Origin of the sequence: Granulicella sp. dw_53 (genome assembly GCF_018449545.1) — a bacterium.
Taxonomy (GTDB): domain Bacteria; phylum Acidobacteriota; class Terriglobia; order Terriglobales; family Acidobacteriaceae; genus Edaphobacter.
Genome location: NZ_JAAVUR010000010.1, coordinates 98,564 through 111,934, shown reverse-complemented (window position 1 = coordinate 111,934; position 13,371 = coordinate 98,564). Strand labels below are relative to the sequence as shown.

11 protein-coding genes are annotated in these 13,371 nt (G+C 58.7%); 8 read left to right on the top strand and 3 right to left on the bottom strand.

Going from position 1 to position 13,371, the window contains the following annotated elements; all coding sequences use genetic code 11:
• Window positions 1-25 precede the first annotated feature (25 nt).
• The 7 genes from HB393_RS16395 to HB393_RS16365 all read left to right on the top strand — a co-directional run bounded on the left by HB393_RS16395 (window position 26) and on the right by HB393_RS16365 (window position 9,294).
• Entirely contained in the window at window positions 26-898 is an 873-nt protein-coding gene (locus HB393_RS16395) for a c-type cytochrome (RefSeq protein WP_345945250.1), read from the top strand.
• On the top strand, window positions 895-2,553 hold the full coding sequence (locus HB393_RS16390) for an acido-empty-quinoprotein group A (RefSeq protein ID WP_213806271.1): 1,659 nt from the start codon (window positions 895-897) through the stop codon (window positions 2,551-2,553). The genes HB393_RS16395 and HB393_RS16390 overlap by 4 nt, the downstream gene beginning before the upstream one ends.
• A 34-nt stretch (window positions 2,554-2,587) precedes the next feature.
• Window positions 2,588-3,574 carry a TIM barrel protein gene (locus HB393_RS16385; RefSeq protein WP_213806270.1) on the top strand — a complete coding sequence of 329 codons (987 nt, stop codon included), beginning with the start codon at window positions 2,588-2,590 and terminating at the stop codon, window positions 3,572-3,574.
• A 327-nt stretch (window positions 3,575-3,901) separates the two neighbouring features.
• A complete protein-coding gene (locus HB393_RS16380) occupies window positions 3,902-5,083 on the top strand; it encodes a Gfo/Idh/MocA family oxidoreductase (RefSeq protein WP_218623999.1) in 1,182 nt (393 codons plus the stop codon).
• A 133-nt stretch (window positions 5,084-5,216) separates the two neighbouring features.
• Entirely contained in the window at window positions 5,217-6,479 is a 1,263-nt protein-coding gene (locus tag HB393_RS16375) for a nucleoside permease (RefSeq protein WP_213806268.1), read from the top strand.
• A gap of 66 nt (window positions 6,480-6,545) precedes the next feature.
• Window positions 6,546-7,469 (top strand): sugar phosphate isomerase/epimerase family protein, encoded by a 924-nt coding sequence (locus HB393_RS16370; protein ID WP_213806267.1) that lies wholly within the window; start codon window positions 6,546-6,548, stop codon window positions 7,467-7,469.
• A gap of 220 nt (window positions 7,470-7,689) precedes the next feature.
• Window positions 7,690-9,294 (top strand): oleate hydratase, encoded by a 1,605-nt coding sequence (locus HB393_RS16365; protein ID WP_213806266.1) that lies wholly within the window; start codon window positions 7,690-7,692, stop codon window positions 9,292-9,294.
• 6 nt (window positions 9,295-9,300) lie between these two features.
• Here the strand turns inward: HB393_RS16365 and HB393_RS16360 are convergent, their stop codons facing one another.
• Both HB393_RS16360 and HB393_RS16355 read right to left on the bottom strand, forming a co-directional pair.
• A complete protein-coding gene (locus HB393_RS16360) occupies window positions 9,301-10,293 on the bottom strand; it encodes a zinc-binding alcohol dehydrogenase family protein (protein WP_213806265.1) in 993 nt (330 codons plus the stop codon).
• Window positions 10,294-10,369: 76 nt separating this feature from the next.
• Window positions 10,370-10,978, bottom strand: coding sequence for a hypothetical protein (locus tag HB393_RS16355; protein ID WP_213806264.1), 609 nt, complete (start codon window positions 10,976-10,978; stop codon window positions 10,370-10,372).
• A 231-nt stretch (window positions 10,979-11,209) separates the two neighbouring features.
• On the opposite strand from HB393_RS16355, the gene HB393_RS16350 reads away from it, so the two are divergent.
• Window positions 11,210-12,094, top strand: coding sequence for a universal stress protein (locus HB393_RS16350; RefSeq protein WP_213806263.1), 885 nt, complete (start codon window positions 11,210-11,212; stop codon window positions 12,092-12,094).
• Window positions 12,095-12,129: 35 nt separating this feature from the next.
• Here the strand turns inward: HB393_RS16350 and HB393_RS16345 are convergent, their stop codons facing one another.
• On the bottom strand, window positions 12,130-13,062 hold the full coding sequence (locus HB393_RS16345) for a universal stress protein (RefSeq protein ID WP_213806262.1): 933 nt from the start codon (window positions 13,060-13,062) through the stop codon (window positions 12,130-12,132).
• Between the last annotated feature and the right edge of the window lie 309 nt (window positions 13,063-13,371).

Below are 13,371 nucleotides of genomic sequence, written 5' to 3'. Positions count from 1 at the left end.
TAAAAGTTTTCTGGAGGCAAACCACGTGAAGCGCGGAATCGTAGCCGCTGTGTTTCTTATCCTGGGGGTGTGGTGCGCGCTGCAGTTGCGCTCCGTCGCCCAGGCCCAAAATCCGGCTGCGCCGCGAGGACAGCGGCAGCAGGCTTATCCGGATCGGCCCAAGGCTCCGCAGGAGATATTGGACCGGGGTAAGGCTACCTATGGGGTAAGCTGCGCGTTCTGTCATGGGTCGGATGCGGCGGGTGGTGAGGTGGGACCCAATCTGTTGCGATCGAGTGTGGTGCTTCAGGATGCGGCGGGTGAGTTGATCGCCCCTATCGTGCATGGGTCGCGGGTCGATAAGGGGATGCCGCGCATCGAGCTTACAGATGCGCAGATCTCGGATGTTTCGTCGTGGCTGCATAGCCTCAAGGTGGCGAGCCGGACTGATCCGAATGAGAACAATATCAATATCGTGAGGGGCGATGCCAAGGCCGGGGAGGCTTACTTCCAGAAGACCTGCGCTTCGTGCCATTCGGTGACGGGGGATCTGAAGGGCTTTGCGGCGAAGATGCCGACTCCGAAGACGCTGCAGCAGACGTGGCTGCTGCCGGGTGGGGGAGGTGGCCGTGGGCCGGGTGGCTTCGCCGCAGCGCAGTTGCCTGGATTGCATGTGCCTCCGGTGACGGTGACTGTGACGCTGCCGACAGGGGAGAAGGTAAACGGCGTGATGGGCCGGATCGACGACTTCTTCGTGGGGCTTACGCAGGCGGATGGAACGGTTCGCGGGTTCAGCCGGATGGGCGATGTGCCTAAGGTTGAGATCCACGATCCGCTGGCGCCGCATAGGGAGCTCCTGGGTAAGTACCAGGACAAAGACATTCACGACGTAACGGCCTATCTGGTGACTCTCAAATGACGCGAACTTTGAAGTACTTTGTTGCAGCTCTTCTAGGACTGGCACCAGGATTTGCGATGGGCCAGAGCCTCGATCCGGCGGAACTGTTGAAGCCGAGCACGGACTCGTGGCCGACTTACTCAGGGGATTACTCGGGCCGCAGGTATAGCACGTTGACGCAGATCAACCAGAAGACAGTGAAGGATCTTTCGCTGGCGTTTGTGTCGCGTCTGCAAGCGGGGCCGCAGGGGCCTCCGGGGACTCCTCCGGTGATCGTGGCTGGAGAGGGCAAGGCGGAGTTCAATACGGCGGCGAATATCAAGGGAGCGATATTACAGGTCGATGGAGTGCTGTATGTCTCGACGCCGGACAATGCGTGGGCGCTGGATGCACGCGATGGCCACGAGATATGGCACTACTACTGGAGGACCAAGGGCGGCACGCACATCGGCAATCGTGGGATGGCGATGTGGAAGACCTGGGTCTACATGGAGACGCCGGATAACTATCTGATCTGCCTGGATGCCAAGACGGGCAAGGAGAAGTGGCACAAGGAGATTGCGAGCTTCGCGGAGCAGTACTTCTCGACGATGGCTCCGATTTTGGTGGGGAATCATCTGCTGGTAGGGACGGGCGACGACCTGGATGAGCCGGGGTATCTGCAGTCGATGGACCCGGATACGGGTGAGGTGCAGTGGCGCTTCTATACGGTTCCGATGAAGGCGGGCGATCCAGGGCTGGATACGTGGCTGAATCTGGACGCTGCTTCGCATGGCGGAGGGAACGTCTGGGTGCCGGGGTCTTACGATCCGGAGACGCATCTCTATATCTTCGGAACGGGAAATCCGAGCGCGGCGTATACGTCGCAGAAGCGCGGGCAGGGCGCGAATCTGTATACGTGCTCGATTGTGGCGGTGAATGTGGATACGGGCAAGATGGTGTGGTACTACCAGAACTCTCCACATGATACGCATGACTATGACTCGGCGCAGACTCCGATTTTGATGGATGGGGTGTTCAACAGGAAGCCGCGGAAGCTGGTGCTTTCGGGGGCGAGGAATGGGTACTTCTTTACGCTGGATCGGTTGACGGGGGAGCGCCTGGTTACGGGCAAGATGTCGAAGACGGTGAATTGGGCGGCGGATACGTACGACAAGAACGGTGCGCCGGTGCGGATTCCGGCGAAGGACTTCGATCTTGGCGGGGCGCTGGTGTCTCCGGGCAACCAGGGGATTACGAACTGGATGCCGCCTGCTTATAGTCCGGATACGGGTCTGATGTATGTTCCCACGACGGACAGCTATGCGATGTACTACCTTACGACGACGGATCCGCGTGGTTCGATGGGTTTGGGCGGTAAGGATGAGCAGAGCCTGGGGAGTATGGGGAGCTATGTCACCGCCATCGACTACAAGACGGGTAAGGTGGCTTGGCAGCATCGTTTTCCGGGGGTGGCGAACTATGGGGTTCAGCCTGGGTTGTTGACGACGGCGGGTAAGTTGCTGTTTGGAGGCGATCCGGGGGGCAATCTGATTGCCTATGACGCGGCTACTGGTACGCCTATCTGGCACTCGCGGATAGGGGTGACGAACGCGCCGGAGACGTACATGCTGGATGGCCATCAGTATGTGCTGGTGGGAGGCGGGGATTCGGTGTACGCCTTCCGGTTGAATTGATTTCGGCGATTCCTTCTAACTTCAGGAGAGCTTCATGACTTATTCACGACGGCAGTTCGGGAGGCTCGCGGCGACGAGTCTTCCGCTTGCGGCAGCGGCGCTTTCCAACCCTCGGCTGCTGTTTGCGGCGGAGAAGCCGAACTCTAAGTTTGGCGGAGTGCAGGTTGGGGTGATTACGCCTTACAGCTATCACGGCATGCCGAACGATGCGAAGTCGCTGCTGGAGTTCATGGTGCGGGATGGGATCAACGCTACGGAGATTCAGGCGCCTCCGGTGGAGGAGTGGGCTGGGGCTCCAAAGACTCCGCCGTTTGGTGGTGGGCCGCGTCCGGCGGGACCGCGTCCGAAGCCGACGCCAGAGCAGATTGCGGCGCAGAAGGCACGGGCCGAGGAGATGACGAAGTGGCGGCTGTCTGCTCCGATGGCTAAGTTTGAGGAGTTTGGCAGGTGGTACAAGGGCGTAGGCATCAGTATCTATGGGTTCAAGCTGCAGCTGACGATGGACTCGTCGGATGCGGAGTATGACTATGCCTTCAACGTGACCAAGGCGCTGGGGGCGAATCAACTAACGATGGAGATGCCGGACGATATGCCGGCGTTGACGGGCAAGATCGGGAAGTTTGCGGAGAAGCACAAGATTATGGTCGGGTACCATGCGCATACGCAGGCTCTGCCGACGACCTGGGATGAGGCGATGTCGCAGTCTCCTTATAACGGCATCAACCTGGATATCGGGCACTACACGGCTGCAGGGAACCACGATGCGCTGGCGTTCATCAAGAAGAACCATGCCAGGATCACCAGCATGCATTTGAAGGATCGCAAGTTTCCGGAGAATGGCGGCGCCAATATGCCGTGGGGGCAGGGGGATACTCCTATTAAAGAGGCGTTGCAGCTGATGAAGAAGGAAGGCTACAAGTTTCCGGCGACGATTGAGCTGGAGTATGCCCCGCCGGAGGGGTCCGATAGCGAGAAGGAGATATTGAAGTGTCTGGCTTATGCGAAGACGGCTTTGGCTTAGGTTCTTAACCTTTTTACTCAGAAGGTGAGTCAAACGGAGGTTCTGTTCCGCGCCGATGGTTCTATCTCATCAATTTGTTGGCTGGCATGTTATAAATACTTCGATTCTGAAGGACAAGGAGGTTGCTCACGGATGGAATGCGGACCTCCTTTTTGCGTTTAACAAACAGTTAGAAATGTTTCAAACGATGCTTTCTCTGAGATTTCGGGAGTGAGCCTCGGGTGAGTGCCGTTGCAAGCGGAAAGCGATTTCGCACAAGTGCAAGAGGGTAGCGCTGGCAGGCCAGCGAGAGAGATTGGAAGGAGCCAGCAAGTGAAGAGAATAGGGATGGGGCTCATAGGTCCGGGTTTTATTGCACCGCATCATATCGACGCGGTGCGCAGGCTTGGATATGTGGATGTCGTGGCGATCGCTGGTTCCAGCAGCGCCTCAGCGGCGCAGAAGGCGAAGCTGTTCAACGTGGCGCGCTCTTACGGGAGCTATCAGGAGCTGATTGCGGACCCTGATATCAGCGTGATTCACAATACGACGCCCAGCTATCTTCATCTTTCGGTGAGTCTGGCGATCCTCGAAGCAGGCAAGCACGTTATCTCCGACAAGCCCCTGGCGATTACGGCCAAGGAGGGCGAGCGGCTGCGCGATGCGGCGGCTGCGGCGGGTGTGGTGAATGCGGTCACGTTTAATTACCGTGGGAATCCGCTGGTCCAGCAGGCGCGGTTGATGACGGAGAGAGAGGAGATCGGCAAGGTCTTCTTTATTCATGGCCACTATCTGCAGGACTGGATGACGGACGACACGGTGTACTCGTGGCGTTCCGATCCGACGAAGGGCGGGGTTAGTTCGGCGCTGGCTGACATTGGGTCGCATTGGTGCGATCTTGCGGAGCATATCTCCAGTGCAAGGATTACGGCGGTGCTGGCGGATCTGACTACGGTGGTTAAGACGCGGTATTCGGCGGGCGGCTCGGCCGAGGCCTTTAGCAAGGACACGACGGTTGCGCGGACTCCGGTGGAGGTGAGCAGCGAGGATCTTGCCAGCGTTCTGGTGCGGTTCGATAACGGCGCGAAGGGATGTCTGTCGGTCGGGCAGGTGCTGCCGGGGCATAAGAACGGCTTGGAGATTGAGCTGAATGGAAGGACGGGTTCGGTGCGTTGGAACCAGGAGCGCCAGAACGAGCTGTGGATCGGCCGTCACGACCAGCCGAACGCCGTGATGGGGAAGGATCCGACGCTGATGCTGCCAGGTGCGACGCAGTATGCGCACCTGCCAGCGGGGCACCAGGAGAGCTGGGCCGACGCCTTCCGGAACGTTATCGGGGATGTGTACGAGTGGGTGCGGACGGGGGAGAAGCCGGCTACTGTCTGCACTTTTTCCGATGCTTACCGGACGTGCGTGATCATCGAGGCGATGCTGAAGAGCCATGCTGCTGGGGGTGTCTGGCAAGAGGTGAACGTGTCTTCGGGCTCTGAACAAGTGGCGAATCGGCAGGAAGCCATCTACGGGAAGTAGTTTTCCTGTGGTGGGTCTGAAGCTTTGAATGAAGCGAGAGGTGAGGGTTGACCTCTCGTTTCCTGTGGCAGTAGTGGCGATGGAAAGAACAACGCAACAGTAAACAGACGGTGCAGTAGGGAAAGAGGCTTCGATGAAGTTGCAGATGAGGACACGGCTCAGCGCGATGATGTTCCTGGAGTATTTCATCTGGGGAGCGTGGTATGTGACGCTGGGTACGTGGCTCTCGGGTCCGCTGCACTTCACGGGGCAGGAGATCGGCCTGGCGGCGGGAGCTACGTCGGTGGGAGCGATCATTGCACCGTTCTTTGTGGGTCTCATCGCTGACAGGCTGTTCGCTACGCAGAAGGTGCTTGCCCTGCTTCATCTTCTGGGGGCCGCTCTGCTGTTCTTTGCCTCCTCGCAGGTTTCGTTCGGCGTCTTCTACGCGTTGATCCTGGTGTACTGTCTCTGCTTTATGCCGACGCTGGCTCTTACCAATTCACTGTCGTTCCGGCAGATGCAGGATACGAAGGCGGAGTTTGGATCGATCCGGGTGCTCGGGTCGCTGGGCTGGATTATTGCGGGCCTGCTGATCGGGACGCTGAAGCTTGAAGCTACTTCGAAGCCGATGCAGTTGGCGGCTCTCTCGTCGCTGGTGATGGCAATCTACTGCCTTACGCTGCCGCCGACTCCGCCGCTGGGCAGCCGGACCGATCGTCTCTCGATGAGCAACATCTTTCCGCGCGAGGCGATCGCTCTGTTGAAGGAGCGGTCCATGCTCATCTTTGTGATTGCCTCGTTCTTCATCTGCATTCCACTGCAGTTCTATTACGCCTTTACGAATCTCTTTCTGAACCAGGTGGGAGTGCAGAATGCGGCCGGCAAGATGACCGGTGGGCAGATGTCGGAGCTGCTGTGCATGGTGCTGATCCCGTGGTTCTTCCGCAGGCTGGGTGTGAAGTACATGCTGGTCGCGGGCATGGCTGCGTGGGTGCTTCGCTATGTTTTCTTCGCCTTTGGCGGCGTCACGGATGGTATGTGGATGTTGTGGGGCGGGATTCTGCTGCACGGCATCTGCTATGACTTCTTCTTTGTAACGGGTCAGATCTATATCGACCAGAAGGCGGATGTGGGACTTCGCGCAGCGGCGCAAGGTCTGATCACCTTCATTACTTATGGGCTGGGTATGTTCGTCGGCTCGTGGCTCTCGGGGTTTGTGGTCGAACGCTACACGCTTAAGGTCGCACAGGGCGCAGTGACGTACGACTGGAGATCGATCTGGCTCTTCTCAGCGATCGTCTCCGCCGCGGTGCTCCTCTTCTTCCTGTTCACATTTTCGGAGAAGGAGCGGCGGGTTCGTCTGTCTGCCTCGGAGGTCGACGCGCCGCTCGGGTCCAACGCATTGCCGCAGTGATAGACTGTCGTCCCAAAGCGCAGCAGGTTAATTCAAGCGCTGAATTTTTGGGACGAGGGCAATGGCATGCGATTTCGTACCCGTAGAGAATTTCTACTTAATTCCAGCAAACTCGGCTTAGCAGCCGCAACCAGTGCTTTACTGCCTCGCATGGCATGGGGGGAGGCAATGGGTCTCCCGCCGGGGATTCAGTTGTACACCGTGCGCGAGGACCTGCCGAAGGACACGCCAGGGACCTTGAAGCAGCTCCACGACATCGGGTTTCGCGAGGTGGAGACAGCGGGCTTTGGGAAGTACAGCGTGAAGGAGTTCCGGCAGCTTCTAGATGATGCCGGGCTGAAGGTGCCGAGTGCTCACCTCAATCTGAATGCACCAGATCTCGGACCTGTCTTCGAGCAGGCGCATACGCTGGGAGCGCACTATGCGACGAGCTCCAGTCTGGCTACGGGGAACATGCCACGGCGGCCAGCGGGAGCGACGGGACCACGGCCAGAGATGGCACCGCTGGGACTCGAGGGATTCACCAAGCTGGCTGCGCAGATGAATGAGATCGGCGCGAAGGCGAAGGCGGCAGGGCTGCAGTACGCGTATCACAACCACAACTACGAGTTCGAGAAGATGCCGGACGGAAGCTACGGCTACGACATCCTGGTGAACAAGACGGATCACGAGCTGGTGAAGTTCGAGATCGACTGTGGATGGATGTGTGCGGGAGGCGCGGACCCGATTGTGTACTTCAAGAAGTATCCGGGCCGATTCAAGATGATTCATGTGAAGGAGTTCGAGAAGATGGACCATGCGACGGTCAGCTTGAGCGACCGGCCCAAGGGGATGAATCTGGGGCAGGGTTTTATCGACTACAAGCCGATCTTTATCGCTGGAAAGAAGGCCGGGATCGAACATGCCTTCTCGGAGCAGGAAGATCCTTTCCCGGTGTCGCAGATGGCATCGGCCAAGGCAGCTTATGCGTTCCTGCAGGCTTCTTCTTAGTCCCATGATGAGAGTGTATCGAATTGGAACGGCCCGGCTGGTTTGCCGGGCTGTTCTATTTCAGGCGTGACCCGCGAATATTCTCCAATTGGAGATGCATTCGATTTGTGATCTGTGTCACGGCATCGCTGTTTGGAAGGGGCTACCTTGGTGATAGGCGTTCTGTGATCCCTGCATGAGGCGAGGAGCCAAGAACGCCGCGTGGAAGAGAGAGATTCCGATGACTGAGATGAGAGCTGAGAACGATACGAAGGTGTACCTGGTAGGCGGGGGAATCGCTTCGCTGGCGGCCGCTGCTTTCTTAATTCGCGATGGAAATCTTGCAGGCTCCAACATTACTGTCCTTGAAGAGTCTGGCACGCTTGGCGGGAGTTTGGACGCCGCGGGGACGCCGGAGGGCGGATACGTGATGCGGGGCGGGCGCATGTTGGAGAGTAAGTATCTCTGTACGTATGATCTTTTTTCGTCGATCCCCACTCTTGATGGAAGCAAGACGGTAAAGGAAGAGATCTTCGAGTGGAACGAGACGATGAAGACCTCGTCCAAGGCGCGGCTGGTACGGGGTGGGCGGCCGGTTGTAGCTCCGGCTCTGGGGTTGAGCGAAGTGCACATCCTGACGATCGAGCGGCTGATGCTCGAGCCGGAGGGGTTGCTGGGAAGAAGCAGCATCGCGGAGCAGTTCGATGCCGGGTTCTTCAAGACGGACTTCTGGTACATGTGGTGCACCACCTTTGCGTTTCAGCCCTGGCACAGCGCGGTGGAATTCAAGCGCTATCTGGTGCGATTTACGCATATGGTTTCGGGCTTCAATACGCTACATGGGATTATGCGCACCTTGTATAACCAGTACGATTCGATGGTGCGGCCACTGCAGCGATGGTTGCAGGAGCGGGGTGTGAGGTTCGAATACGAGACGAAGGTGACGGATTTGCATCTCAACCATGATCTTGAGGGCTACGCGGTGGATCGTATCGAGGTGGAGCGAGCAGGAGGCCCTGACTCCATCCATGTAGGACGCAAGGACAAGGTGATTGTGACGCTGGGGTCGATGACGGAGGCTTCGAGTCTGGGATCGATGGACTCCGTGCCGGCGATGAAAGGCAAGGCGGATGGTGGGGCGTGGACGTTGTGGGAGAAGATTGCGGTTGGGCAACCGCAGTTCGGTCAGCCGGGGACCTTTGCGGATCACATCGAGGATTCGAAGTGGATATCTTTTACCACCACGTTGCACGACCGTGCTTTCTTTGACCTCATTCGAAGTCTGACGGGGAATGTGCCGGGAGAGGGAGGGCTGATTACGTTTCCGGAGTCGAGCTGGCTGGCGTCCATTGTGCTGCCACATCAACCGCACTTTATCGGGCAGCCGGGGGATGTCGAGGTGTTTTGGGGGTATGGGCTGGCTGTCGATACGCCGGGAGACTTCGTGAGGAAACCAATGTCTGCGTGTACGGGGCGGGAGATTATGACGGAGATTCTGGGCCACCTTGGGTTCGTGGCTGAGACGGAGGGGATTCTTGCGAGTTGCACCTGCATTCCTTGCATGATGCCCTTTATCACCAGCCAGTTTTTGCGGCGTGGGAAGGGGGACCGCCCGGAGGTGATCCCGGAGCGTTCCAAGAATCTTGCCTTTGTGGGTCAATACTGCGAGGTGCCGGACGATGTGGTTTTTACGGTGGAGTATTCGGTTCGCTCCGCGCAGATGGCGGTGTACTCGCTGCTGGAGCTAAAGCGTAAGGCTCCGGCAGTCTATAAGGGGCATCACAATCCACGGATTCTGCTGAAGTCCTTTCTGGCGCTTCACGATATAGGAGCTGCGGCGACGTAACTTCGGTCAGGGAAGGACGACGGCGGAGCTGTCGGTTTTGTCGGCGGCGATGGCTTGCATGGCCTGGTTGACCTGATCAAGGCGGAAGGTCTGGACGGCGGGCGTCAGGTTGATCTCTGCTGCGACACTGAGAAAGTCACGGCCGTCCTGGCGGGTCATGTTGGCGACGCTGCGAAGCTGGCGCTCCTCCCAGAGGAGGGTGTCGTAGTCGAACTCCGGAATGCGATCGAGGTGGATGGCGTTGATCGCCACGATGCCGCCCTTGGCGATGGAGCGAAGAGCGGCGATGACGACGTCGCCGGCGGGTGCGAAGGTGATGGCGGAGTCGAGCTGGTCGGGAGGGACGTCGGTTGCCTCGCCTACCCATTCGGCTCCGAGGTCGCGAGCGATCTTCTGGTGGGATGCGCCGCGGGTGCTGACGTAGACGCGGCAGTCCCAGGCTTGCAGGACGCGGATCATGAGTTGGGCGGAGGAGCCGAAGCCGAAGAGTCCCACTCGCTGACCGGGGCGCACCTCCGCGACACGTAGGCTGCGAAAGCCAATGATGCCAGCGCACAGTAGCGGGGCGGCGAGGACATCGTTTAGACCGGGTGGGAGGGGAAGCAGGAAGTCGGTTCGGGCGGTGGTGTACTCGGCGAAGCCACCGTTGTGGGTGTAGCCGGTGAAGGTTGGGGCGTCGCAGAGGTTTTCGCGGTTGGTGCGGCAGTAGGGACAGGTGCCGTCGGTTCCGCCGATCCAGGAGACGCCGACGCGGGTGCCGATGGGGAGGTCTGCGGAGGGGGATTCGACGACCTCGGCGACGATCTGATGCCCGGGGATCAAGGTTTCTTGTTTTTGGGGGAGCTCGCCTACGGCGATGTGCAGGTCGGTTCTACAGACGCCGCAGGCCCGGACCTTGAGGAGGGCTTCGCCGGGAGCGGGGACGGGCATGGGGACGCCTTCGATCGTCAAAGGATCTTCTGTGAGGGGACGGGGCTTTCTTAGAAGGGCAGCTCGCACAGGGTCTCCTTACTCCTTCGGGGAGGGTCATTCGCCGTGAGTCATTCTGGAGAAGCGATGTTTTTCTCCACGCGGTTTAGATGCTTTTGCCTGATGCGAGGCTTGCTTGTGCCTGGAGGCGCTTTCGTTCTGTGAAGAGCATTCTCGCGGACAAGGCGAAGAGGTTGAAGCCAAAGAGTCCGAGGTAGCCGTAGAGGAGCCAGGCGAGTTCGTGGGGAGCTAGATCTCGTCCGAAGGGCAGGACGATCGCGGAGACAGCGGCGATGGCGGCAGCGGCGTAGCACCAGGGCGAGGAGTGATACACGGAGGTGCCTCTGGCAACGATGAACTCCGCTAAGGCCGTGCCTGCGGCTTGAGCGGCGGCCAGATACAGGAACCAGCGGAAGTCGAAGTGGTCGTAGACCAAGACGAATAGGAGGATGCCAATGATGGCTCCGCCGATGCCCTGGAGACGGAGGGCGACGCGGCCGGGGCGTCCATACGGGATCATGAAGCTGGTGATGAGGATCAGGGCGCTGTCGATGGTTCCGTATACCGCCAGACACAGGATGGAGATAATGATGGCGAAAGGAAGAAGCAGGATGGTCGAGGCCATCTCCGGGATGAAGAGGACCCCCGCTCCGGCTACAATCGCGAGAAAACCACGTATCAGGTTGGTTACCCAATACTCTGCGTACGATTCCATGTGCGCTCCTCTCCTGGCAATATCTTGCTCTTTTTCTGGCTGAAGCGTGGAGCTGTATCGAGAACGTACCTCAAGTTTCTTATCATTCTTACCATGAAAGATCAGCGCCGGAGCGAACGATGTGACGGTCATCACTTTCATGATCGACGGGTGGATGTACAACTCTTGCAGGAGCGGATCGTTGCGATACGGAGCAAAGAGACGCTTCCATCACGAAGGCTGAGGTGCGGTATGCCCGTAATCGGAGATTATCTTGCTCTTGCCGTGGAGAAGATTCTGTTTGCAACAGACTTCTCGGTGTCGTCGGAGAAGGCTGCGGCCTATGCCCGGGCATTGGCTCACCGCTTCGCTTCGACTGTCGAGATCGTGCATGTCTTTGATCCCTCTGTAGTCAGTACATACGAAGAGGCGATCATTGGCCTGCCTTTAAATGAGCGGCGGCGCATGAGTGCGGAGAGGTTGGAGCGTCTGCGAGGCGATTTCTTCTCCGTTGGGGTCACTGCACGCGCCACCCTGCCGGAGGGACACCGGCCTTCCGTAAGACTGTTGGAGGTTGCGAACGAGAACAAGGTCGATTTGATCGTCGCGGGAATGCACTCCAAGCCAGAGGTGGAGCGGATGGTTCTGGGATCGACCGCGGAGCGGCTGATTCGGAATGCGCAGTGTCCGGTCCTGACGATCGGACCGAATGCCAGGCCACCCAAAGCTGATCCTCTTTGCTTTCAGACGATTCTCTTTGCGACCGATTTCTCGCCGCAGGCTGCAAAGGCGGCGATCTATGCTCTTTCCTTCGCGGAGGACAGCGGCGCCAAGATTTACTTCTGCCATGTGCGTGGTGTCTCGGCTCATCCTGACGCGAATCAGAGCCTGTATGAGAGGTTTGAATCCGATTTGAAGCGGATGATTCCGGAGAGGTCCTATGACTGGTGCAATCCCGAATGTGTGGTTGAGCAAGGGGATGCGGCCGAGGCGATTCTTGGGCTCGCGGAGCGGACTCAGGCAGACCTGATTGTGATGGGCGCTCGCAAGGCGTCTTTCTGGCTGACGCACATCAAGCGAGGGTTGACTCTGGATCTACTGGCGGAGGCGACCTGTCCTATTTTGACGGTCTCCTGACTCGCTATGCCACCTAAGATTTCTGTACTGAAAGGTCAGTCTAGGTAAGCATGGAGGACGAGGACTCCGCAGCTTGACTCGCGAATCAGCCGTGACAGGGTCGACCAGAGAGCATGGCTGGCCAGGGAAGACCGGTGGCGCAGGCCTACGACGATGAGGTTGGCCGACTCTGCCCGGGCGATCTCCGGGATGGTCTTGGAGGGCGAGCCGTATTCGACACGGACTTTGGGAGAGCAGAAGAGGGCAGCGTCGGCTGGAACGAGGCTGAGGAGCTGCTGTTTAATCTGCTTTTCGACCGGACGGAGATCTTCGTGAGGAATGATGTCGCGAGGTTCGATGACGTGCAGGAGGGTGAGCCGGCCGTTCACGCTCTCGGCCAGCGCGGAGGCGAATTGTGCGGGACGAAGGCCGGTGGTCTCGAGGTCGGTGGCGAAGAGGATGGAGCTTAACGGGTGGTCTTGGGTGTTGCAGTTCGGTCCGATGACGAGGACGGGGCAGGACATCTTGCGGAGGATATTTTCGGCGACCGATCCGAGGGTCAGCCGCTCGATTCCGGACGCACCGTGCGAGCCGACGACGATCAGGTCGGCTTTCTGCTCGTTCGCGATGCGCTCGACGAGAGCGACAGCGATTCCGTAGGCGACGATGGTCTTGAGCGACAGACCACCGGGCTCCGCCTCGTTGGCGATCCATTCGTTCAACTTAGTCTTCAGGCGATCGAGGTTGACGGCAAGGAGGTCCGGAGGAAGCGGCTCGGCTCCGGTGCCGTAGGCCTGAGGTGGAGCGGCGTGGACGAGGAGGATCTCAGAGTCGAAGGTACGGGCGATGGCGATCGCGGTCTTTAATGCTTGCGCGGCTGGGGCGGAGAAGTCGGTTGCAACCAGGATGCGATTAAATTGAATGTTTTTTGTGGCCAGATAGGCGGGTCGACCGGAGGAAGAGCGGTCGGGTTCAATGGCAGGGACCATGATTGGACCTCCTGTGGATCGCCGTGAGGAATTGTTGTTTCTTGAAGAATATTAGACTTATCCCCTCAAGGCTGCTGTGACCTATATCACAAGATGATGGCGGTTCTTCGGAGGGCTCTTTCTTTCGTGCATACAAAGGGCGGTATGTGACTCTGAGGCATCCATTTCATGCCACTTGGCTTCCGACGGAATAGGCTCTTGTGTGAGGGCTGGGAATCTGTGGGCTGACCACGCGGATTTGAATCCGCGGGCGAAGCCGGTATGTCGTTTGAATCAGCTACATTTGAGTATGCACAGAGCTCGTCGTCC